This is a genomic window from Microbaculum mangrovi, assembly GCF_051390635.1.
Lineage (GTDB): Bacteria > Pseudomonadota > Alphaproteobacteria > Rhizobiales > Tepidamorphaceae > Microbaculum.
On the sequence record NZ_JBPODT010000003.1, the window covers coordinates 45836 to 66887 of the forward strand.

Sequence of the window (21052 nt, forward strand, 5' to 3'; positions counted from 1 at the left end):
AGTGCGGAGCGAATGGACAGCTTCGAATTCAACAAATTCGCCGGCGCGATCCTGTTCACCCTTCTGGTGACGCTGGGTGTCGGCATCCTCGCGGAAGAGCTGTTCACCCCTCATCAGCCCGAGAAACCGGGCTTCGAGGTCGCAGTCGCCGAGGGTGGCGAGGCGGGCGAGGCCGAGGCCAAGACCGAGGAAGTCGTCGAGCTTCCGGTCCTGCTTGCCGCTGCCGACGTCACCGCCGGAGAGAAGGTGGCCAAGAAGTGCGTGGCCTGCCACACCTTCGACAATGGCGGCGCCAACAAGGTCGGCCCGAATCTCTGGGGCGTCGTCGGCCGCACGATCGGCGGGCACGAGGGCTTCGCGTATTCGGACGCGATGAAGGACCATGGCAACGCCGAGGGCGCGGTCTGGACCTTCGCCAACCTCGACCATTTCCTGGCCGACCCGAAGGGCTTCGTTCCGGGGACCAAGATGGCCTTCGCCGGCGTCAAGAAGCCGACGGATCGGGCGGACCTGCTGGTCTACCTGCAGTCGCTGTCGGACAGTCCGGAGCCGCTGCCCACGCAGTAAGCCGGGTCAGGCCGGGCCGAACGATCGTTTCGATCGGATGATCGTTTCGATCGCTGGCCGATCGCCAGTATCGACGAATACGACGCCCGCCGCGGTCTCGCCGGCGGGCGTTTTCTTTGACGGGCGTTTTCGCCGGGGCGCGGCTTCGAACCGAATTAAATTTCCGTCATAAACGTGCGAAGCACCCGAAACGGTTTAGATTAGGGGGCAAGCGTCGAAGCCAAGAGGGGAACGAGAGCGATGCCGAGTCCGATCCGACGGATCGCCATGGCGGCCGCGCTGGCCATGATTGCAACGCCTTTCGCCGCGAGCGTCCACGCCCAGGACGGCGACTGGAAGCATGGCTCGTCGCTGTTCGGGGACGTCAAGTATCCCGCCGATTTCGCCCATTTCGACTACGTCAACCCGGATGCGCCCAAGGGTGGCACCTTCCGTCAGGCGGCGATCGGCACCTTCGACACGCTCAACCCCTTCAACATCAAGGGCACGCCGGCGGCCGGGGCCGCGCTCATATACGACTCGCTGATGACGAACTCGATGGACGAGCCCAGCAGCGAGTACGGCCTGATCGCGGAGGCCATGTCCTATCCGCCCGACTATTCCTCCGTCACCTTCAGGCTTCGGCCGCAGGCGCGCTGGCACGACGGCGAGCCGATCACCGTCGAGGACGTGATCTGGAGCCTCGAGGTGCTGAAGAAGACCCATCCCTTCTACAACGCCTACTATCGCAACATCGTCTCCGCCGAGAAGACCGGCGACAACGAGGTGACCTTCACCTTCGACCAGACCGGCAATCGCGAGCTGCCGCAGATCACCGGCCAGCTCTACGTGCTGCCGAAGCACTACTGGGAAGGCACCGACGCCAAGGGCAACAAGCGCGACTTCGCCGCCTCCACGCTGGAGCCGCCGCTCGGCTCCGGCCCCTATCGCATCAAGGAGGTGAAGCCGGGCCGCTCGATCAGCTACGCGCGCGTGCCCGACTACTGGGGCGCCGACCTGGCCGTGAATGTCGGCCAGAACAATTTCGACGAGATGCGCTACGAGTATTTCCGCGACATGACGATCGCGCTGGAGGCGTTCAAGGCCGACCAGTTCGACTTCCGCGTCGAGAACAGCGCCAAGCGCTGGGCCACCGGCTACGATTTCCCGGCGGTGAGGCGCGGCGACGTCGTGCTCGAGGAATTCGAGACCAAGAACGCCGAGCCGATGCAGGCCTTCGTGTTCAACCTGCGCCGTACAAAGTTCCAGGATCCGCGGGTGCGCCAGGCGTTCAACTATGCCTTCGACTTCGAATGGCTGAACGCCAACATCTTCTACGACCAGTATCAGCGCACCGCGAGCTTCTTCCAGAACTCCGAACTGGCCGCGACCGGCCTGCCCGAGGGCAGGGAGCTGGAGATCCTCGAGAAGGTGCGTGATCAGGTGCCGCCCGAGGTCTTCACCAAGGTCTACGAGAACCCGGTGGGCGGCGACACCCGCCAGGTGCGCAAGAACCTGCGCGAGGCCGCCGGGCTGCTCAAGGACGCCGGCTGGGAGGTCAGGAACGGCGTCCTGGTCAACGTGGAGACGGGGGAACCGTTCACGGTCGAGTTTCTCAACGACCAGCCCGATTCCGAGCGCGTGCTCTCGCCCTACATCCAGAACCTCGAGCGGCTCGGCATCAAGGCGACGATCCGCACCGTCGATACCTCGCAGTATCGCAACCGCATGGACAATTTCGACTTCGACATGACCACGTCGATGTTCGCCCAGTCGCTGTCGCCGGGCAACGAGCAGCGCGACTTCTGGGGCTCCGCCGCCGCCGACGCGCCGGCCAGCCGCAACGTGATCGGCATCAAGAACCCGGCGGTCGATACGCTGATCGACGAGATCATCTTCGCCAGCGATCGCGGGACCCTGGTCGCCGCCTCGAAGGCGCTGGACCGGGTGCTGCTGTGGAACCACTATCTGGTGCCCGAATTCCACACCCCCGTCATCCGCACCGCGCGCTGGAACCGCTTCGGCCTGCCCGAGATCCAGCCCGACTACGGCGTGTCGCCGTCGCTGTGGTGGTGGGACGCCGAGAAGGCGGCCGGCGTGAAGCAGGGCTCGTGAGCCGGCGATGGCGGCCAGCGGTCTCACCAGACGCGATTTGCTGGCCGGCGCCGCCGCGCTGGGTGGCGTGGCGGGATTTGGCGGCTGGCCGGCGATGGCGCAGGCCGGCGCCGGGGAACGGCTGCACGGCCTGTCGGTCTTCGGCGACCTGAAGTATCCTGCCGGGTTCGCGCAATTCGACTACGTCGTTCCCGACGCGCCGAAGGGCGGGGTGCTGGCGATGGTGCCGTCGTCCTGGGCCTTCAACCAGAACCCGCAGACCTTCAACACGCTCAACACCCTGATCCTCAGGGGCGACGCGCCGGTCGGGCTGCACATCATCTTCGACACGCTGATGGTGCGCGCCTTCGACGAGCCGGACGCGGTCTACGGGCTCGTCGCCGAGGGCGTCGAGATCTCCGGCGACCGCAACACCTACCGCTTCTTCCTGCGCCCCGAGGCGCGCTGGCACGACGGCACGCCGCTGACCGCCGCCGACGTCGCGTTCTCGCTCAACACCCTGAAGCAGCAGGGCCATCCGCTGATCTCGCAGACGATCCGCGAGATGGCCGGCGCCAGGGCCGTCGGCGACCACGAGGTCGAGGTGACCTTCACCGGCAAGCAGGCGCGTGATCTCGCCCAGACCGTCGCCACGCTGCCGATCATCTCCGAGGCCTACTACCAGACGCAGCCGTTCGACCAGACGACGATGCAGCCGCCGCTGGCCTCCGGTCCCTACCGGGTCGGCAAATTCGATACCGGCCGCTACATCGACTACGACCGGGTCGAGGACTATTGGGCCAGGGACCTGCCCGTCGTTCGCGGCCAGTACAATTTCGACACGCTGCGCTACGAGTTCTACCGCGACCGCGACGTCGCCTTCGAGGCGTTCAAGGCGGGCCGCTATTTCTTCCGCGAGGAATTCACCTCGCGGGTCTGGGCCACCGGCTACGATTTCCCGGCGGTCGGCGACGGCCGCGTCGCGCTGGCGACGATCCCCGACGACACCCCGTCGGGCGCGCAGGGCTGGTTCCTGAACACGCGGCTGGAGAAGTTCGCCGACCCGCGCGTGCGCGAAGCGCTGATCTACGCCTTCGATTTCGAGTGGACCAACCGCACGCTGTTCTACGACCTGTACCGGCGCAGCCATTCCTACTTCCAGAATTCCGACATGATGGCCGAGGGGCCGCCGAGCGAGGCCGAGCTGACGCTGCTGGAGCCCTGGCGCGGCAAGGTGCCGGACGAGGTGTTCGACGCGCCGTTCGCCCCGCCGGTGTCCGATGGCTCCGGCCAGGACCGCAAGCTGCTGCGCCATGCGACGAAGCTTCTTAAGGAGGCCGGCTGGTCGATCGACGGCGGCGCCCTGAAGAACGCGGCCGGCGAGACGCTGACGATCCAGTTCCTCGACAACGACGGCTCGTTCGAGCGTGTCGTCCAGCCCTATATCCGGAACCTGAAGGTGCTCGGCATCGACGCCAGCTTCCGCGTCGTCGACGCCTCCCAGTACCAGAGCCGGTTGAACGATTTCGACTACGACCTGATCACCCGGCGCTACTCCATGTCGCCGACGCCGGGCGAGGGGATCAAGCAGTTCTGGACGAGCCCGTCGGCAACGGTGCCCGGCTCCAACAATCTCTCGGGCATCGCCGATCCCGCGATCGACGCCCTGACCGATATCGTCATCAACGCCGAGACCCGGGACGAGCAGGTGACGGCCGCCCGCGCGCTGGACCGGCTCCTGCGCGCCGGCCGCTACTGGGTGCCGCACTGGTACAAGGCGGTCCACAACCTGGCCTACTGGGATGTCTACGACCGGCCGGAGGAGAAGCCGCGCTATGCCCGCGGCGTCGTCGAGACCTGGTGGCTGAACGCCGACAGGGCCGCGAAGCTCGGCAAGGGGGCGTAAGCGATGGGTGCCTATATCCTCCGCCGCGTGCTGCTGATGATCCCGACGCTGCTCGGGATCATGTTCGTGTCCTTCGTGATCGTGCAGTTCGCGCCCGGCGGCCCGATCGAGCGGGTGATCGCCCAGCTTCAGGGCACCGAGGTTTCGGCGACCGCGCGCATCGGCGGCGGTGCGGGCGGGGAGGTCGGCGGCGCCGGTTCGGGCGCGGCCGGCGCGTCCGAGCCGATCCAGTCGAAATACCGCGGCGCGCAAGGGCTGGATCCGGAGTTCATCCAGGAACTCGAGCGCCAGTACGGCTTCGACAAGCCGGCGCACGAACGCTTCCTGCAGATGCTGTGGAACTACATCCGCTTCGATTTCGGCGAGAGCTATTTCCGCGACATATCCGTCATTGACCTGATCGTCGAGAAGATGCCGGTGTCGATCTCGCTCGGCATCTGGATGATGTTCATCTCCTACATGATCTCGATCCCGCTGGGCATCGCCAAGGCGGTGCGCGACGGCACCCGGTTCGACACCTGGACATCGGCGATCGTCATCGTCGGCTACGCGATTCCCGGCTTCCTGTTCGCCGTGCTGCTGATCGTGCTGTTCGCCGGCGGCAGCTTCCTCGACTGGTTCCCGCTGCGCGGCCTCGTCTCCGACAATTGGGACAGCCTGCCCTGGTACCAGAAGATCACCGACTACTTCTGGCACCTGACGCTGCCAATCATCTCGATGGCGCTCGGCGCCTTCGCCACGACGACGCTTCTGACCAAGAACTCGTTCCTCGACGAAATCCGCAAGCAATATGTGATGACGGCGCGGATGAAGGGCCTGACCGAGCGCCAGGTGCTCTACGGCCACGTCTTCCGCAACGCCATGCTGATCATCATCGCCGGGTTCCCGGGCGCCTTCATCTCGGCCTTCTTCGCCGGCTCGCTCCTGATCGAGACGATCTTCTCCCTCGACGGGCTCGGCCTGCTGTCGTTTGAATCGATCGTCAACCGCGACTACCCGGTCGTCTTCGCCACGCTCTACATCTTCTCGCTGATGGGGCTTATCGTGAACCTCGTCTCGGACCTCACCTACACCTGGGTCGATCCGCGCATCGACTTCGAGTCGCGGGAGGTTTAGAGCCCTTCATGACCAAATCGAGACAATTCTGTTTGCGAACGGCGAGGCGATCCGGCGTCGAGATCGACGAAGGGCGATGCGGGGTATCGGCCAAGGAGAGCTCGGCGTCGGGCGCGCGCCGCTCGCGAACCCCCAATGTATTGGACAGGGGGGACGGGCGCTTTCGGGCCAATGCCGGCGCCGTCGTCCTCGACCGTATCCGGATACGGCCTTCGGTCGCCAGCTTGGCCTTGACCCGAAATCGCCACGTCAGAATGGCTCGATTTGGTCATGAAGGGCTCTAGCATGGAAGCCTTCGTCAATCCCGAGACGCTGCCGCGCGAGCCTCAGGATGAGCCCGAGGCGAAGGCGCCGCCGAAGCGCGGGCGCTTTGCCCTGTCGCCGATCAACGAGCGGCGCTGGCTGAACTTCAAGTCGCACCGGCGCGGCTACTGGTCGTTCTGGGCCTTCATGGTCCTGTTCGTCCTGAGCCTGTTCGCCGAGTTCATCGCCAACGACAAGCCGATCCTCGTCCGCTACGACGGCGCCAGTTACATGCCGATCTTCTCCTTCTATCCGGAGACGGCGTTCGGCGGCGACTTCGAGACCGAGGCCGACTATCGCGATCCCTTCGTGCAGGACCTGATCCATGAGTCGGGCGGCTGGATCCTGTGGCCGCCGGTCCGTTATAGCTACCGCACCGTCGACAACGAGATCCCGGTTCCCGCGCCGGCGCCGCCGTTCTGGCTGATGGACCTGGAGCAGCGCTGCCAGGGCTATCCCGACGGGGTGAACGATCCCAACTGCACCATCGGCAACTGGCACTGGCTCGGCACCGACGACCAGGCGCGCGACGTCGTCGCCCGCCTGATCTACGGGTTCCGCATCTCGGTGCTGTTCGGCCTGGTGTTGACCATCGTTTCCTCGGTGGTCGGCGTCGCCGCCGGCGCGGTGCAGGGCTATTTCGGTGGCTGGACCGACCTGATCTTCCAGCGGTTCCTGGAGATCTGGACGTCGATCCCCTCGCTCTACCTGCTGATCATCATCGCCGCGGTGATCGAGCCGAATTTCTGGATCCTGCTCGGCATCCTCCTGCTGTTCTCCTGGGTGGCGCTGGTCGGGGTGGTGCGCGCGGAATTCCTGCGCGGGCGCAACTTCGAGTACATCGCCGCCGCCCGGGCGCTCGGCGTGGGCAACGCCACGATCATGTGGCGGCATCTCCTGCCCAACGCCATGGTGGCGACGCTGACCTTCATGCCGTTCATTCTCAACGGCTCGATCACGACGCTGACCTCGCTCGACTTCCTCGGTTTCGGCCTGCCGCCGGGCTCGCCGTCGCTTGGCGAGCTGCTGGCGCAGGGCAAGTCGAACCTGCAGGCGCCCTGGCTCGGCCTCACCGGCTTCTTCGTCATCGCCATCATGCTGAGCCTGCTGATCTTCGTCGGCGAGGCGGTGCGCGACGCCTTCGACCCCAGAAAGACGTTCCGGTGAGGGGCGTGGTAGGATCGGCGGCGAAGGAGGGCGTGCGATGAACAGGATCGTGAAGAAGCACTATCCGGCGTCGAAACTGCCGGAGGATCTGCGGGAAGGGCTGCCGGAAGGTGCAGTCGTGGACATCGAAATCACGGTTGATGAAAGCGCCGTCGCACGCCGCCGGACGCTCCGCGACTACTTCGGCGCGGCGAAAGATAGGGAAACGTCGACAGAAGAGGCTGTCCGGCGTATTCGCGAACTCCGCGACGAGTGGGACTGAAACCGCACCAATATGGCGAAGCATGTCTATCTCGATGCGAATTTCATCATTCGGCTCGTCGAAAGCGAAGATGACAATGTGTTGTCGGTGGTGGAACGCGCTTCGGCGGGAGTCCTGATTTTGTTCACCAGTGAACTGACGCTGGCGGAAGTTCTAGTCGGACCGATGCGAGGAAACGATACCGGCCTCACGCGCGAATATAAGGATTTGTTCGCCGATACCGAATTGTTGGAAGTGCGGGCGGTGGACCGAAAGATCCTCACCGCGTCGGCTTGGTTGCGAGCGACCCTGGCGAACAAGCTGCCCGACTCGATACACGTCGCAACGGCACTGAGCGAGGCGTGCGGCGTGTTTCTTTCTTCTGATCGGCGTATCAGGTTGCCTGACGGCATGACGCGAATTGCTGTCGAAGACGCCGGCGATATGGACGAATGGCCATGACCGACGAACCTCTCCTCTCCGTCAGGAACCTCGCCGTCGACTTCCGCCAGGCCGGCAGGGTGACGCATGCGGTGCGGGGCGTCTCCTTCGACATCGCCAGGGGCGAGACCGTCGCGCTCGTCGGCGAGTCCGGGTCCGGCAAGTCGGTCACCGCGCTGTCGATCCTGAAGCTCCTGCCCTATCCGCCCGCCGAGCATCCCTCCGGCGAGATCCGATTCAAGGGCGAGAACCTGCTCGACGAGGACGATCGCGACCTGCGCCGCGTCCGCGGCAACGACATCACCATGGTGTTCCAGGAGCCGATGTCCTCGCTCAATCCGCTGCACACGGTCGAGCGCCAGATCGGCGAGATCCTGAAGATCCATCAGGGCATGTCGGATACGGCGGCCCGCAAGCGCGTGATCGAGCTCCTGACCCAGGTCGGCATCCGCGAGCCGGAGACGCGGCTCGGCAGCTATCCCCATCAGCTTTCCGGCGGGCAGCGCCAGCGCGTGATGATCGCCATGGCGCTGGCCAACGATCCCGACCTGCTGATCGCCGACGAGCCGACGACGGCTCTCGACGTCACCGTGCAGGCGCAGATCCTGAAGCTGCTCAAGGAGCTTCAGGACAAGCACGGCATGGCGATCCTGCTGATCACCCACGACCTCGGCATCGTGCGCAAGGTCGCCGACCGGGTCTGCGTCATGACCCAGGGCCAGATCGTCGAGCAGGGCGTGACCAGGGACGTCTACGAGAACCCGCAGCACGACTATACCCGGCACCTGCTCGCCGCCGAGCCGAAGGGCGAGCCGCCGCACGCCGATCCCTCCGCCCCGGTCGTGATGAAGGGCGACGACATCAAGGTGTGGTTCCCGGTCAAGCGCGGCCTGTTCCGCAAGACCGTCGGCCACATCAAGGCGGTCGACGGCGTCGACGTGACGGTGCGCGAGGGCCAGACCCTCGGCGTCGTCGGCGAATCCGGGTCCGGCAAGACGACGCTGGGGCTCGCGCTGCTTCGCATGATCTCGAGCGAAGGCCGGATCGTCTGCCTCGGCAACGAGATCGACCGCTTCTCCTTCGGCGAGATGCGCGGCCTGCGCGATCGCATGCAGATCGTGTTCCAGGACCCCTACGGCTCGCTGAGCCCGCGCATGTCGATCGCCGAGATCGTCGGCGAGGGGCTGAAGGTGCACGAGCCCGGCCTGTCCTACGAGGACCGCCGCCGCCGCGTCGCCGACGCGCTCGCCGAGGTCGGCATCGACCCGGCCACCATGGACCGCTATCCGCACGAATTCTCCGGCGGCCAGCGACAGCGCATCGCGGTCGCCCGCGCCATGGTGCTGGAGCCGAAATTCGTCATGCTGGACGAGCCCACGAGCGCCCTCGACATGAGCGTGCAGGCGCAGATCGTCGACCTGCTGCGCGATCTGCAGAAGCGCCATGGCCTCGCCTACATGTTCATCAGCCATGACCTCAAGGTGGTCCGCGCGCTCGCCAACGACGTCATCGTCCTGCGCGCCGGCAAGGTGGTCGAGCACGGCACGGCCAAGAAGATCTTCGAGCACCCCGAGACCGACTACACCAAGGCTTTGATGGCCGCCGCCTTCGACATCGAGGCGGCGCCGGAAGGCGTGGTCGCGCAATAGGCCGCGTAATAGGCCCTGCGGGTTGATTGACGCGGATCGATCGGTCAGGAGTCCCATCGGATAACCGGCGCCGCCGATTCTGCTCCTTACGGTCTCGACCGGGAGGCCGGTCGGGCGGCGCGCTCCCGGACCGCAGACGAGGCTAAGCAGACGATGTCGATCCTTCTCGCCATACAGGACTGGGACAGTGCCGGCTGGGTCGCGCGCTTCAGCAAGAACGCGCCCGGCCGCGACATTCGCCTGTGGCCGGATGCGACAGACTACAAGGGCGTGCGCTACGCGGTGTGCTGGAAGCCGCCGCAGGGGCTGCTGGCGAAGCTGCCCGATCTCCAGGTGATGTTCTCGCTCGGCGCCGGCGTCGACGCGATGATGCACGATCCGGAGCTGCCTGACGTGCCGCTGGTCCGCATCGTCGACCCGAGCCTCACCGGCCGCATGACCGAATGGGTGGTGCTGCAGGTGCTGATGCATCATCGCCGGCAGCGGGTCCACGACGCCCATCAGCGCGACAAGCTGTGGGGCAGCGTTCCTCAACCGGCGGCCGACGCGGTCGGCGTCGGCATCATGGGGCTCGGCGTCCTCGGCCAGGATGCGGCGGAGAAGCTGATCGGGCTCGGCTTCGACGTCGCCGGCTGGAGCCGGACGCCCAAGGACCTGCCGGGCGTGACCTGTTTCCACGGCGAGGACGGCCTGCGCCCGTTCCTTGCCCGCACCGACATCCTCGTCGTGCTGCTGCCGCTGACGCCCGACACGCAGGCGATGATCGACTTCGATCTGCTCGGCGGCCTGCGCACCGACAACCACATGGGCGGCGCGGTGCTGATCAATGCCGGGCGCGGCGGGTTGCAGGTCGAGGCCGATATCCTGCGGGCGCTTGCCGAGGGCAATCTGTCGGGGGCGACGCTGGACGTCTTCGTCGAGGAGCCGCTGCCGCCGGAAAGCCCGTTCTGGACGCATCCCAAGGTGACGGTGACGCCGCATGTCGCCGCCGAAAGCGACCCGGACTATCTGTGCACCTATATCCTCCGGCAGATCGAGAATTTCGAGGCCGGACGCCCGCTTGAGAACGTGGTCGATCGCTCGCTGGGCTACTGAGCCCGGCTACGGCCGCGCGGCGTAGAACAGGTTCGTCGCGCTGCGGATATCGAGCGGCTCGAAGCGGCTGAAGCCCGCCGCCCGCAGCAGCGCCTCGGTCTTCTTCGGCCCCATGCAGGTGCCGAGCCCCGGCCCGCCATTGGCGAGCGACTGCGTCATGCAGTGGAAGATCGAGAAGCCGTAGAACACGGTGCCGAGCGGATTGATGTTGTCTTCCAGACGGTCGGCCGCCTTGGGCTCGCCGACGAACAGCGTCCCGTCGGGTTTCAGGAGCGCGCGGATCGCCTCGAGCGTGCCGCCGGGATCGGCGAGATCGTGGACGCAGTCGCAGGCCGTGATCAGGTCGAACCGCTCTTCGGGGCGGTAGGTGCCGACATCCTGGGCGACGAACGCGACCCGGTCCGCGAGCCCGGCGTCCTCCGCCTTCGCGCGCGCCTTTGAGATCGATTCCGCGTCGATGTCGAGGCCGACGACATGGGCGTCCGGAAACGCCCTGGCGATGGCGAGGCTCGCCCGCCCGACGCCGCAGCCGAAGTCGAGCGCGCGGCCGCCGTTCTGCAGGCGCGCGACGACATCGGGCATGGCCGGAAGCCAGTAGTCGGTGAAGCGTTGCTCGTAGCTGCCCTGGTTCAGCATGTCGAGCGCGTGGATGCACTCGTCGCCGAACTCGGAGAAGGCGACCCCGCCGCCGGTCCTGAACGCCTCGGCCACCTTCGGCGCGACGCCCATCAGCGACGTCGCCATGTAGAACAGGCCGCCCATGAAGTGGTCGGTGCCTTCCGACGCCAGCAGATAGGCGTGCTCGTCGGCGAGCGCGTAGGTCTCCGCCGCGGCGTCGTAGTCGAGATAGCCGGCGGTCACCATGCCCTTCAGCCATTCCTCGACATAGCGTGGCTGCAGGCCGGACGCCGCGACGACATCGGCCTGGGACATCGCCCCGCGCCCGGCCATCGCGCGGAACAGCCCGTGCTTGACCCCGACATAGGCCATGGCCACGGCCATGGTGCCGGCCATGTCGTCATAGACCTTGTCCGCGAAGGACCGAATCCGTTCCTTGTCCATGGTGCATCTCCCCGATACGGCGACGCCGGGCCGGCGTGGCCCGCCCGTGCCTGACTGGCCCCTGTTCGGCCAGCCTATCTCGAGGCTGCCCGAAAACTCAGCCCGCCGCGACCCCGAACAGCGTGCCGATCGCATAGGTGGCCGCGCCGGCCAGCGCGCCGATGGTCACCATGCGCAGGCCGCCGGCCAGCGCGCCGCGCCCGGAAAACAGGCTCAACGCGGCGCCGACGCCGAACAGCGCGACGGCCGCGAGCCCCGCGGCCATGGGGATCGCTTCCGTGCCGAAGCCCGCGAAGAAGGGCAAGAGCGGCAGGATCGCGCCCGCCGCGAAGGCGAGAAACGACCACAGGGCCGCGCCCCAGGGCGAACCCAGATCGTCCGGATTGAGGCCGAGCTCCTCGCGGGCCAGGGTGTCGAGCGCGACATCCGGGTCGGCCACCAGGCGCCGCCCGAGCGTGCGCGCCTCGTCCATCGGTATGCCGCGCGCGTTGTAGATCAGGGCGAGCTCCTCGGCTTCCTCGTCCGGATAGCGCTCCAGCTCGTCCCGTTCCTGGGCGATCTGGTATTCGAACATCTCGCGCTGCGAGCGCATCGAGATGTATTCGCCGGCGGCCATCGAGAACGCCCCGGCGAGCAGGCCGGCAACGCCGGTCAGGACAATCGCGCCGGGGTCCAGTGCCGCGCCGGCGACGCCCATGACGAGGCTGGTATTCGAGACGAGCCCGTCGTTGACGCCGAACACCGCGGCGCGCAGCGCGCCTCCGCCCGCGCCCTTGTGCCGTCCGCCGATCTGCTCGACGGAGGTCGGCATGGCGTGTCCGGCCTCTGTCGCCGGGCCGGCGTAGACGGAAATTCCCCGGACCTTCGAAGCGGCAAGTATCGGCCGCGCGGCGCGGGGGCCCACGCGCCGCGCGATCGCGGCGACGACGCGCGCCCGCAGCGGTGGATGGTAGGTCGCCCCGCCCCCGGCTTCGGCTGCCAGGATCGCGGCCTGGCGTTCGGCCGCATCCGCCATCGAGCGGAACAAGGCCTGCTTCGCCGGATCGGGTTCCGCCTCCGCCACGGCGCGCGACAGGAAGGCCGCCGTCTTCTCGGCGCGCCAGCGCTCCCGGATTGACATGTCGCCCATCGCCGAAGCTCCTTTTCCAGACGCCAAGAATGAGGAGATCGCGCGGCTAGTCCAGCGCCATCTTCATGCCGACATGGCTCGCCGTGAACCCGAGGCTTTCGTAGAAGCGGTGCGCGTCCTTTCGCGACGCGTCGGAGGTGAGCTGCACCATCCCGCAATCGCGCTTCCGGCACTCCTCGATCGCCCAGGCCATCATCTGGCGGCCGAGGCCACCGCCCCGCCGCGCGCGGGCGACCCGCACCCCCTCGACCAGCCCACACCACATGCCCTTGCGCGAAAGGCCGGGCTGGAAGGTGAGCTGCAGGCAGCCGACCACCTGACCGTCGATCTCGGCGACCGCGAGAAGCTGGTTCGGGTCCGAATCGATCGCCTGGAAGGCATCCGTGTAGGCGGGCGGCAGCGGCGTGGACAGGTCCTCGCGCGCCCGGCCCAGATCGTCGTCGGCGAGCAGGGCGACGATGGCGCCGACATCCGCCAGCCGCGCCCGGCGCAACTGAGCCGAAGGCCCGGTCATGGTCGCCGTACCGACGTCACCGCGAGCCCCGCCCGGGCGATGCGATCGACCGCGCCGGCGATCGGCTCGACGACCGTATCCATGTGATGGCCGTTGGCGTGGATCATGGTGCCGTCGCCGCGGGCGATCGCGACATGCCCCTTCCAGAACAGGAGGTCGCCGCGCTGAAGCCCGCCCAGATCGGTGACGCCCAGATCGGTGACGCCCAGATCGGTGATGCCCAGATCCGTGCCGACGGCCGCTTCCTGCATGTCTGTGTCGCGCGGGCAGGGCAGGCCGGCGGCGGTCATCGCCATCTGCACCAGCGCCGAGCAGTCGAGCCCGATCGAGGTGCGGCCGCCCCACAGATAAGGCGTTCCGAGAAAGCCTTCGGCAACGCCGACCCAGTCGGGCTCGGTGACATCGAGCGGGGCCAGATGGCGGGCATAGATGAAGCCCGCGTCGGTTCGCGCGAAATGCGCGTCGGCGGCGCTGACCGCGACTAGGGCGTTCATCGACACGAGCATCGACGGCGCCAGTTTGATGCTCGGTCCCGGATAGACGAAGGTGCGCAGCGTCCGCACCCGGTGGGTCGGCGCCGCGCCGACATCCCCCAGCGCCTCGCTCGGGCACCAGCCGACATAGCCGTCGCTGTCGAGCTTCACCCAGGCCCAGCCTTCGGCGGTCTCCTCGAAGACCAGGACCGTCTCGCCGTGCAGCAGTTCGGTGTCGAGGGCGGCGTCGCCGCGCGGATCGCGGCGCAGCGGCGCGGAGGCGGCGACCACCCGTTTCGGCGTTCCCGCGACGAAGCGCGCGGCCTCCACCTTGCCGACAAGTCGCGCGTCGGCGAGGTCGGGGCGCGCGGCAGTGAGCCGCGGGTGCAAGTCGTTCATCGGTGGATCTCCGCCGCCTTGGCCGCGATCAGGTCGCCGAGCCGTTCGAGATAGAGCGCGCCGTCGACGGTGCGCTGGATGATCACGTTGCGCCGGTCGGTCTCGTCGCGGCGCCGGTTGACGAGGCCCTTCGCGCCCATCGTGTCGAGCGCCCGGGTGATGACCGGCTTGGTGACGCCGAGCTTGGCGGCGAGCCCGCGCACCGTGTGCGGCGGCGTCTCCAGGTAGATCGTCAGCAGGATCGCCATCTGGCGGGGCGACAGGTCATCCTCGCCGGCATGAACAAGGGCGAGTGCCACGTCGTGCCAGAGCTCGAGAGCCTGTGCGGGGCGCAGGTCGAAGGACATCGGTTACGCAATACGGAGCTTCGTTTCGTAGCCGTTATAAAATAGGGCGGGGCGTCCCGGCAAGTCGTTCGGACTTTGCCGCGCGCCCGCTCCGCTCCCATATAGAGGCCATGAGGCTTGCCCCACTCGATCATGCCGAGCGCCGGCGCCACAAGCTGCGCAACCAGGCTCAGACCTGGCTGCTCGTCGGCGGCAGCCTTGGGCTTCTCATGCTGTGCGCCTGGGTCTTCGCCGGTGTCGACGGCATCATCGCCGCCGTGGCCGGCGGCGCGGTGGTCCTGGCCGTCTCGCTGCGGGCCGCGCCCTGGATGGTGCTTAGGCTCTATCGCGCCCGCCCGCTCAGGCCCGAGGAATTCCCCGAAGGCTTCCGTCTGCTTAGCGAGCTTGCCGTTCGCGCGGACCTGCCGACGATGCCGCGGCTCTACTACGTGCCGAGCCGGATGATGAACGCCTTCGCCGTCGGCAATGCCGCACAATCGGCGATCTGCGTCACCGACGGGCTGGTGCGCGGCCTGACCCTGCGCCAGTTCGCCGGCGTACTCGCCCACGAGGTCAGCCATATCCGCAACGGCGACATCCGCGTGATGGCGATCGCCGATACCGTCAGCCGCCTGACCGGCGCGATGTCGACCGTCGGCGTCCTGCTCCTGTTCATCAACCTGCCGTTCTTCCTGGCCAACGGCGCGCCCGTTCCCTGGCTCGGCATCGCGCTGCTGCTCGCCGCGCCCACCATCGGCGCGATCCTCCAGCTCGCCCTGTCGCGGGCGCGCGAATACGACGCCGATCTCGACGCCGTGGGCCTGACCGGTGATCCCGAAGGGCTGGCCGCCGCGCTGGCAACGCTCGAGCGCCGGCAGGGCCGCATGTGGGAGATGATGCTGCCGGGCCAGCGGATCCCCGATCCCTCCCTGCTCAGGTCGCATCCGCGCACGGAAGACCGCATCGCCCGGCTTCTGTCGCTGCGCCCCGGCGCCAGGCCCTATGTCGTCGCCCCCGACCACCGGCCCCGGCGCCCGATCGCGTCGGTGCCGATCCTCCACGGGCCGCGCTTTCACACGATGGGCATCTGGTATTGAGCGCGTTTCCGCGCTTCATCCTTCGTTAACATGTCAATATTGCCGGATTCGACGCATTTTTGGTTAAGTGCGCGAATCGTATGAGACGGATCGGGAACGAAACGGGTCCGTATCGGGACGGTGTTAACGCGCGCTAACCAATGGCGCGTGAATCGGGCGTTTGGCCCGGCATGTGGCCCGGTTTGCGACCCCCTGTGCGGCGGCATGCGGTCGGCGGGCGGGGAGGCGGATGTCGTGCCCGGCCGCGTCATCGCGCCGCCGGTTTCGGCGCCGCGATAAAACGCGCGACGACCGATGCGGCTTCACCTTTCGTTAGGAGTTCGCAGGCGGCGGAGTCGCCGGCCGCGCCTGTGGATTTCCGAATCGGCGAGAACAAAAAAAGTTCAAATAAGAAACAAAACAAGAACAATTGCGCGCATGATACCGCCGCCTGTGGAAAACCCGGCGTCCGCGGGGGCGGAGCGCCGGGTTGGATCCGGGTTTGCGATGTCGGGGCAGGCGTTCGCCTAGCGCAGGGTCGCGCCGGTTGCCTTCTCCACGGCGGCGACGATCGCCTTGCCGACCGAATCGATTTCCTCGTCGGTCAGCGTCTTGTCGCGCGGCTGCAGCGTCACCTCGATGGCGACCGACTTGCGGCCCTCGCCGAGGCTCGCCCCGGTGAAGACGTCGAACACCGAGACCCCGGTGATCAGCGCCTTGTCGGCGCCGCGTGCGGCCCGGACGATGGCGCCGGCCTTGACGTCGCTGTCGACCACGAAGGCGAAGTCGCGCCGCACCGGCATCAGGTCGGAGGCGTCGAGCGCCGGGCGTGCCTTGGTCGGCTTCGCCTTGGGCACCGGAATCGCGTCGAGCAGGATCTCGAAGGCGACCATCGGCCCGTCCGCGTCGAGCGCCGACAGCGTGCGCGGATGCAGCTCGCCGAAGCGGGCGAGCACGGTCTTCGGCCCGAGCGTGATCAGCCCGGAGCGGCCCGGGTGATACCAGTCGCCGCCGCCGGGCTGCACCTGCGCAGAGGCGACCGGCGCCCCCAGCGCGGCGAGCGCGGCCATCGCGTCGGCCTTGGCGTCGAACACGTCGACGGGCTCGGCCGCGCCGGACCAGTGCCGGCCCGCGCCGCCGGCCTTGGCGGTGCCGCGCCGGACGCCGGCGACGATCTCCTGCTGATGCTCCGGCCGATCGCCGTGATAGGTCGCGCCGATCTCGAACAGGGCCAGGTCGGAGAAGCCGCGGTCGGCGTTCTTCTGCGCCGCCGTGATCAGGCCGGGCAGCAGGCTCGGCCGCATGTCGCTCATTTCCGAGGAGATCGGATTGGACAGCGCGATCTCCGGCTGGCCGCCGCCGAAGGCCTCGGCGTGCGGTTTCGGGATGAACGACCAGGTCACGGCCTCGACCATGCCGCGCGCCGCCAGCGTGCGCCGCGCCATGATGCAGCGGTTCTGGCGGATCGTCAGCACCGGCTTGGGGACGGCGCTGCCGCGCGACAGCGGCACGGTCTCCACGCGGTCGACGCCAACGATGCGGGTGATCTCCTCGACGAGATCGGCCGCCTCGTGGACGTCCGGCCGCCATGTCGGCACCGCGACGCGCAGGTCCTCGCCCTCGCCGGCGACCCAGAAGCCGAGCCGCGTCAGGATCGAGCGCATCTCCACGGCCGACAGCGCCAGGCCCGTCAGCCGCTTCACCTCCTTCGGGTCGAAGGCGATGATGTTGACCGGCTCGGGAACCTCGCCGGCCAGCACCATTTCGCTGGCCGTGCCGCCGCACAGGTCGAGCACCATCCGCGTCGCCATGTCGAGGCCGGGCACGCAGAACGCCGGATCGACGCCGCGCTCGAAGCGGTAGCGTGCGTCCGACTGGATGCCGAGCGTGCGGCCGGTCCGGGCCGTGGTGGAGGTGTCCCACAGGGCCGACTCGATCAGCACGTCGGTCGTGGTCTCGTCGCAGCCCGACGCCTCGCCGCCCATGATGCCGCCGATGGATTCGACGCCGGTGTCGTCGGCGATGACCACCTGGCCGGGCGCGAACGTGTAGGTCTTGCCGTCGAGCGCCAGCAACTCCTCGCCGGCCCTGGCGTGCCGAACCGTGAGGTTGCCCGTCACCTTGTTGGCGTCGAACACGTGCAGCGGCCGGTTGCGGTCGAAGGTGATGTAGTTGGTGATATCGACCAGCGCGTTGATCGGCCTGAGCCCGATCGCCTCCAGCCGCTGCCGCAGCCATGCCGGGGACGGACCGTTCCTGACCCCGCGCACCAGCCGCAGCGCGAAGGCCGGGCACAGATGCGCCTCGTCGTCCGCAAAGTCGAGGGTCACCGAGACCGGGCAGGGGCCTTCGCCGGCGATCCGCTCGACCTCCGGGGTGACGACCTTGCCGAGGTCGGCGGCGGCCAGATCGCGGGCGATGCCGGCGATACCCAGCGCATCCGGCCGGTTCGGCGTCACCGCCACCTCGATGACCGGATCGTCAAGGCCCAGCACGTCGGCCAGCGGCGTGCCGATCGGCGTGTCCTCGGCGACCTCGATGATGCCGGCATGCTCGTCGGAAAGGCCCATTTCGCGCTCGGAGACGAGCATGCCGTTCGATTCGACGCCGCGGATCTTGGTCGGCTTCAGGTCGAGCCCGGTTCCCGGGATGTGCGTGCCGGAGGGGGCGAACACGCCCCGCATGCCGGTGCGCGCGTTCGGCGCGCCGCACACGACCTGCACCGTGCCGTCGCCGGTATCGACCTTGCAGACCCTCAGCTTATCGGCGTTGGGGTGCTGCTCGGCGGAAATCACGTGGGCGACCTTGAACGCCGCCAGTTCCTCGGCCGGATTGTGCACGCCCTCGACCTCGAGCCCGATCAGGCTGAGCTTGTCGACGATGGTCTCGAGCGACTCGTCGGTCTCCAGGTGATCCTTGAGCCAGGACAGGGTGAATTTCATCGCGACAGCCCTCCCGCCAGGCTCGGCACGTCAAGCGGCGCGAAGCCGTAGTGATTCAGCCACCGCAGGTCGGCGGAGAAGAAGGCGCGCAGGTCCGGCATGCCGTATTTCAGCATGGCGATGCGGTCGATCCCCATGCCCCAGGCGAAGCCCTGGTAGCGCTTGGGATCGAGGTTGCAGGCCCTCAGCACGTTCGGGTGCACGACGCCGCAGCCGAGGATCTCTAGCCAGTCGTCGCCTTCGCCGATCCTAAGCTCGTTGCCGACGCGCGAGCAGTTGATGTCGACCTCCATCGACGGCTCGGTGAACGGGAAGTGCGAGGCGCGGAAGCGCATCTTCACGTCGTCGACCTCGAAGAACGCCTTGCAGAACTCCTGCAGCACCCATTTCAGGTGCCCCAGATGGGCTTCCTCGTCGATGACCAGGCCCTCGACCTGATGGAACATCGGCGTGTGGGTCTGGTCGTAGTCGCAGCGGAACACCCGGCCCGGCGCGATGATGCGGATCGGCGGCTCGGTGTTCAGCATCGTGCGGATCTGCACCGGGCTGGTATGGGTGCGCAGCAGCATCCGCGATCCGTTCTCGGCTTCCGGGAAATAGAACGTGTCCATTTCCTCGCGGGCCGGATGGTCGGCGGGCATGTTCAGCGCGGTGAAGTTGTGGAAGTCGTCCTCGATATGCGGGCCTTCCGCGATCGAGAAGCCCATGTCGGCGAAGATCGCGGTGAGCTCGTCCATCACCTGGCTGACCGGATGGATACGACCGGTTTCGAGCGCGCTCTCGCGCACCGGCAGGGTCACGTCGACCTTCTCGGTCGCCAGCCGCTGCTCCAGCGCGGCCTCCTGCAGCGCGACGCGGCGCGTCTGGATCGCCGTGTTGACCCGGTCCTTGAGCCCGTTGATCGCCGGACCCATGGTGCGGCGCTCGTCCGGGCTCATCGAGCCGAGGGTTTTCAGCAGGTCGCTGATCGAGCCCTTCTTGCCGAGCGCGGCCACGCGCACGGTCTCCAGCGCCGCCTCGTCGGCTGCGCCTGTGATCTGGCTCTGAATGTCGGATTCCAGCCGATCGAGTTCGGCCATCACGTCATCTCCCGTCTTTCGTCGGCATTGGCGAGAAAACGGGTCCGAGACGAACTTTCAAGAGCGACGTCTCTTGAGGAAGAGATTTTCGCTTCCCGGACCCGGCGCCGCCCGCACTGTCGTCCCATCGCTGGGGATATGCGGGCGGCCGGCCCCGGAAAGGTCCGAGGTGGGTCGTCGGCGGCCTCAGCCGAGCGCGGCGCGTGCCTGCTCGACCAGTGCCTTGAAGGCGGCCGGCTCGTGCACGGCGAGATCGGCGAGCACCTTCCGGTCGACTTCGACCCCGGCCTTTCCGAGGCCATCGATAAATCGACCGTAGGTCAGACCGTTCTCGCGCGCCGCCGCGTTGATCCGCTGGATCCACAGCGCCCGGAAGGTCCGCTTTTTCGCCTTGCGGTCGCGATAGGCGTACTGGCCGGCCTTTTCGACCGCCTGCATCGCGACGCGGATGGTGTTCTTGCGACGGCCGTAATAGCCCTTCGCCTTCTTGATGACCTTGCGATGGCGGGCGTGAGCCGTAACGCCGCGTTTCACACGTGACATGGATCAGCCCTCCGTCTTGGTCGAAGCGGGCTTGGCGCGCCGCTTCTTGCGCGCGTACGGCATGTACTGGCGCACGATGCCCGCATCGGACTCGGCCAGCACCATGGTGCCGCGTGCATTGCGAATGAATTTGGTCGTCCGCTTGATCATGCCGTGCTGCTTGCCAGCGGCCCCGACCTTGATCTTGCCAGACGCGGTCACCTTGAAACGCTTCTTGGCGCCGCTCTTGGTTTTCATCTTGGGCATTTCGCTCGTCTCCTTCACAACTAGAAAGAACGCGAAAAACCCGCCGTGCGCTAGTTCGCCCGGTGGATTTCGACCGCGTCCGGTTGAGCTTTCGGGATCGCCACGGCATGCCCATTTAGCCGGGCGATCCGGATTGCGGGGCGGGTTATACCGCCGTCCCGGCGGAAACGCAATGCGGACCCGTGCGCGCGCTACGTAGACGTCCGGTATCGGCGGCGGGCCATCGCGTCCTATATGGTGGTTGCGTCCTATTAGGTGACTGGGTGAAGTCGGGATCAGGTCCGATGCGCGAAAAATTGGGACTGGCGGTCGGGAACGCGAACCGGATGGCTTGGCGCATCGCCGGGGCGACGGCGCTGTTGCTCGGGATCATCGGCATCGCCTTGCCCCTGCTGCCGACCACGCCGTTCCTGCTGCTGGCCGCCTTCTGCTTCTCCAGGGGCTCGCAGACCTGGCATGACTGGCTCGTCGCCCATCCCCGCCTCGGCGTGCCGATCCGCGAATGGCGCGAGCACGGCGCGATATCCCGCAAGGCCAAGATGCTGGCCGGCCTCGCCATGCTGGGCGCGATCGCCGGCGCGGCCGTCTTCGGCGCCCCGCGCAACGTGTTGCTGGCCCAGGCCGGCGTGATGGTGTTCGTGGCGCTGTTCGTCTTCACCCGGCCGGTGCCGCCAGAGGGCGGCTTCGGGGACGACGCGGACTAGG

Annotated in this window: 20 protein-coding genes; 11 read left to right on the forward strand and 9 right to left on the reverse strand. The window is 67.4% G+C overall.

Features of this window, described 5'->3' with window-relative positions:
- Nucleotides 1-12: 12 nt before the first annotated feature.
- The 9 genes from ACSF9G_RS12945 (at nucleotide 13) to ACSF9G_RS12985 (ending at nucleotide 10558) form a co-directional block, all read left to right on the forward strand.
- The gene (locus ACSF9G_RS12945; protein WP_436642244.1) at nucleotides 13-567 is read left to right on the forward strand and encodes a c-type cytochrome; all 555 of its coding nucleotides are present in this window, start codon (nucleotides 13-15) and stop codon (nucleotides 565-567) included.
- Nucleotides 568-807: 240 nt separating this feature from the next.
- Entirely contained in the window at nucleotides 808-2661 is a 1854-nt protein-coding gene (locus tag ACSF9G_RS12950) for an extracellular solute-binding protein (protein WP_436642246.1), read from the forward strand.
- Between the two features lie 7 nt (nucleotides 2662-2668).
- Nucleotides 2669-4546, forward strand: coding sequence for an extracellular solute-binding protein (locus ACSF9G_RS12955; RefSeq protein ID WP_436642248.1), 1878 nt, complete (start codon nucleotides 2669-2671; stop codon nucleotides 4544-4546).
- A 3-nt stretch (nucleotides 4547-4549) separates the two neighbouring features.
- On the forward strand, nucleotides 4550-5662 hold the full coding sequence (locus tag ACSF9G_RS12960; protein WP_436642250.1) for a microcin C ABC transporter permease YejB: 1113 nt from the start codon (nucleotides 4550-4552) through the stop codon (nucleotides 5660-5662).
- A gap of 285 nt (nucleotides 5663-5947) precedes the next feature.
- Nucleotides 5948-7132 carry an ABC transporter permease gene (locus ACSF9G_RS12965; RefSeq protein ID WP_436643247.1) on the forward strand — a complete coding sequence of 395 codons (1185 nt, stop codon included), beginning with the start codon at nucleotides 5948-5950 and terminating at the stop codon, nucleotides 7130-7132.
- Nucleotides 7133-7169: 37 nt separating this feature from the next.
- Nucleotides 7170-7394 carry a hypothetical protein gene (locus ACSF9G_RS12970; protein ID WP_436642252.1) on the forward strand — a complete coding sequence of 75 codons (225 nt, stop codon included), beginning with the start codon at nucleotides 7170-7172 and terminating at the stop codon, nucleotides 7392-7394.
- Between the two features lie 12 nt (nucleotides 7395-7406).
- Nucleotides 7407-7835 carry a type II toxin-antitoxin system VapC family toxin gene (locus ACSF9G_RS12975; RefSeq protein WP_436642254.1) on the forward strand — a complete coding sequence of 143 codons (429 nt, stop codon included), beginning with the start codon at nucleotides 7407-7409 and terminating at the stop codon, nucleotides 7833-7835.
- Entirely contained in the window at nucleotides 7832-9463 is a 1632-nt protein-coding gene (locus ACSF9G_RS12980) for an ABC transporter ATP-binding protein (RefSeq protein WP_436642256.1), read from the forward strand. Before ACSF9G_RS12975 ends, ACSF9G_RS12980 begins: the two co-directional genes overlap by 4 nt.
- A gap of 153 nt (nucleotides 9464-9616) precedes the next feature.
- Nucleotides 9617-10558, forward strand: a complete 942-nt coding sequence (locus ACSF9G_RS12985; protein ID WP_436642258.1) for a 2-hydroxyacid dehydrogenase — start codon at nucleotides 9617-9619, stop codon at nucleotides 10556-10558.
- 6 nt (nucleotides 10559-10564) lie between these two features.
- Here the strand turns inward: ACSF9G_RS12985 and ACSF9G_RS12990 are convergent, their stop codons facing one another.
- From ACSF9G_RS12990 to ACSF9G_RS13010, 5 genes are all read right to left on the reverse strand, one after another.
- The gene (locus ACSF9G_RS12990) at nucleotides 10565-11620 is read right to left on the reverse strand and encodes a class I SAM-dependent methyltransferase (protein ID WP_436642260.1); all 1056 of its coding nucleotides are present in this window, start codon (nucleotides 11618-11620) and stop codon (nucleotides 10565-10567) included.
- Between the two features lie 97 nt (nucleotides 11621-11717).
- The gene (locus ACSF9G_RS12995) at nucleotides 11718-12749 is read right to left on the reverse strand and encodes a VIT1/CCC1 transporter family protein (protein WP_436642262.1); all 1032 of its coding nucleotides are present in this window, start codon (nucleotides 12747-12749) and stop codon (nucleotides 11718-11720) included.
- 46 nt (nucleotides 12750-12795) lie between these two features.
- Nucleotides 12796-13263, reverse strand: coding sequence for a GNAT family N-acetyltransferase (locus ACSF9G_RS13000; RefSeq protein ID WP_436642264.1), 468 nt, complete (start codon nucleotides 13261-13263; stop codon nucleotides 12796-12798).
- Nucleotides 13260-14135: a C40 family peptidase gene (locus ACSF9G_RS13005; protein ID WP_436642266.1), complete on the reverse strand. Its 876-nt coding sequence runs from the start codon at nucleotides 14133-14135 to the stop codon at nucleotides 13260-13262. The genes ACSF9G_RS13000 and ACSF9G_RS13005 overlap by 4 nt, the downstream gene beginning before the upstream one ends.
- Nucleotides 14132-14482: a MarR family transcriptional regulator gene (locus tag ACSF9G_RS13010; RefSeq protein ID WP_436642268.1), complete on the reverse strand. Its 351-nt coding sequence runs from the start codon at nucleotides 14480-14482 to the stop codon at nucleotides 14132-14134. The genes ACSF9G_RS13005 and ACSF9G_RS13010 overlap by 4 nt, the downstream gene beginning before the upstream one ends.
- Nucleotides 14483-14592: 110 nt before the next feature.
- On the opposite strand from ACSF9G_RS13010, the gene ACSF9G_RS13015 reads away from it, so the two are divergent.
- The gene (locus tag ACSF9G_RS13015; protein WP_436642270.1) at nucleotides 14593-15558 is read left to right on the forward strand and encodes a zinc metalloprotease HtpX; all 966 of its coding nucleotides are present in this window, start codon (nucleotides 14593-14595) and stop codon (nucleotides 15556-15558) included.
- Nucleotides 15559-16064: 506 nt separating this feature from the next.
- On the opposite strand, the gene pheT is transcribed toward ACSF9G_RS13015, so the two are convergent.
- The 4 genes from pheT to rpmI all read right to left on the reverse strand — a co-directional run bounded on the left by pheT (nucleotide 16065) and on the right by rpmI (nucleotide 20347).
- Nucleotides 16065-18479: a phenylalanine--tRNA ligase subunit beta gene (pheT, locus tag ACSF9G_RS13020; RefSeq protein ID WP_436642272.1), complete on the reverse strand. Its 2415-nt coding sequence runs from the start codon at nucleotides 18477-18479 to the stop codon at nucleotides 16065-16067.
- On the reverse strand, nucleotides 18476-19558 hold the full coding sequence (gene pheS / locus ACSF9G_RS13025; protein ID WP_436642274.1) for a phenylalanine--tRNA ligase subunit alpha: 1083 nt from the start codon (nucleotides 19556-19558) through the stop codon (nucleotides 18476-18478). Before pheS ends, pheT begins: the two co-directional genes overlap by 4 nt.
- A gap of 186 nt (nucleotides 19559-19744) precedes the next feature.
- Nucleotides 19745-20101, reverse strand: a complete 357-nt coding sequence (gene rplT / locus ACSF9G_RS13030) for a 50S ribosomal protein L20 (RefSeq protein WP_261614387.1) — start codon at nucleotides 20099-20101, stop codon at nucleotides 19745-19747.
- A 3-nt stretch (nucleotides 20102-20104) separates the two neighbouring features.
- The gene (rpmI, locus tag ACSF9G_RS13035; RefSeq protein ID WP_261614386.1) at nucleotides 20105-20347 is read right to left on the reverse strand and encodes a 50S ribosomal protein L35; all 243 of its coding nucleotides are present in this window, start codon (nucleotides 20345-20347) and stop codon (nucleotides 20105-20107) included.
- Nucleotides 20348-20673: 326 nt separating this feature from the next.
- Here rpmI and ACSF9G_RS13040 point away from each other — a divergent pair, with 326 nt between their 5' ends.
- Nucleotides 20674-21051, forward strand: a complete 378-nt coding sequence (locus ACSF9G_RS13040; protein ID WP_436642277.1) for a YbaN family protein — start codon at nucleotides 20674-20676, stop codon at nucleotides 21049-21051.
- The last annotated feature ends 1 nt before the right edge of the window (nucleotide 21052 follow it).

Excerpts from the sequence above, each read along its gene's own strand:
- ACSF9G_RS12945 (WP_436642244.1), top strand. The coding sequence starts at position 13 with ATGGACAGCTTCGAATTCAACAAATTCGCCGGCGCGATCCTGTTCACC.
- ACSF9G_RS12950 (WP_436642246.1), top strand. The coding sequence starts at position 808 with ATGCCGAGTCCGATCCGACGGATCGCCATGGCGGCCGCGCTGGCCATG.
- ACSF9G_RS12955 (WP_436642248.1), top strand. The coding sequence starts at position 2,669 with ATGGCGGCCAGCGGTCTCACCAGACGCGATTTGCTGGCCGGCGCCGCC.
- ACSF9G_RS12960 (WP_436642250.1), top strand. The coding sequence starts at position 4,550 with ATGGGTGCCTATATCCTCCGCCGCGTGCTGCTGATGATCCCGACGCTG.
- ACSF9G_RS12965 (WP_436643247.1), top strand. The coding sequence starts at position 5,948 with ATGGAAGCCTTCGTCAATCCCGAGACGCTGCCGCGCGAGCCTCAGGAT.
- ACSF9G_RS12970 (WP_436642252.1), top strand. The coding sequence starts at position 7,170 with ATGAACAGGATCGTGAAGAAGCACTATCCGGCGTCGAAACTGCCGGAG.
- ACSF9G_RS12975 (WP_436642254.1), top strand. The coding sequence starts at position 7,407 with ATGGCGAAGCATGTCTATCTCGATGCGAATTTCATCATTCGGCTCGTC.
- ACSF9G_RS12980 (WP_436642256.1), top strand. The coding sequence starts at position 7,832 with ATGACCGACGAACCTCTCCTCTCCGTCAGGAACCTCGCCGTCGACTTC.
- ACSF9G_RS12985 (WP_436642258.1), top strand. The coding sequence starts at position 9,617 with ATGTCGATCCTTCTCGCCATACAGGACTGGGACAGTGCCGGCTGGGTC.
- ACSF9G_RS12990 (WP_436642260.1), bottom strand. The coding sequence starts at position 11,620 with ATGGACAAGGAACGGATTCGGTCCTTCGCGGACAAGGTCTATGACGAC.
- ACSF9G_RS12995 (WP_436642262.1), bottom strand. The coding sequence starts at position 12,749 with ATGGGCGACATGTCAATCCGGGAGCGCTGGCGCGCCGAGAAGACGGCG.
- ACSF9G_RS13000 (WP_436642264.1), bottom strand. The coding sequence starts at position 13,263 with ATGACCGGGCCTTCGGCTCAGTTGCGCCGGGCGCGGCTGGCGGATGTC.
- ACSF9G_RS13005 (WP_436642266.1), bottom strand. The coding sequence starts at position 14,135 with ATGAACGACTTGCACCCGCGGCTCACTGCCGCGCGCCCCGACCTCGCC.
- ACSF9G_RS13010 (WP_436642268.1), bottom strand. The coding sequence starts at position 14,482 with ATGTCCTTCGACCTGCGCCCCGCACAGGCTCTCGAGCTCTGGCACGAC.
- ACSF9G_RS13015 (WP_436642270.1), top strand. The coding sequence starts at position 14,593 with ATGAGGCTTGCCCCACTCGATCATGCCGAGCGCCGGCGCCACAAGCTG.
- pheT (WP_436642272.1), bottom strand. The coding sequence starts at position 18,479 with ATGAAATTCACCCTGTCCTGGCTCAAGGATCACCTGGAGACCGACGAG.
- pheS (WP_436642274.1), bottom strand. The coding sequence starts at position 19,558 with ATGGCCGAACTCGATCGGCTGGAATCCGACATTCAGAGCCAGATCACA.
- rplT (WP_261614387.1), bottom strand. The coding sequence starts at position 20,101 with ATGTCACGTGTGAAACGCGGCGTTACGGCTCACGCCCGCCATCGCAAG.
- rpmI (WP_261614386.1), bottom strand. The coding sequence starts at position 20,347 with ATGCCCAAGATGAAAACCAAGAGCGGCGCCAAGAAGCGTTTCAAGGTG.
- ACSF9G_RS13040 (WP_436642277.1), top strand. The coding sequence starts at position 20,674 with ATGGCTTGGCGCATCGCCGGGGCGACGGCGCTGTTGCTCGGGATCATC.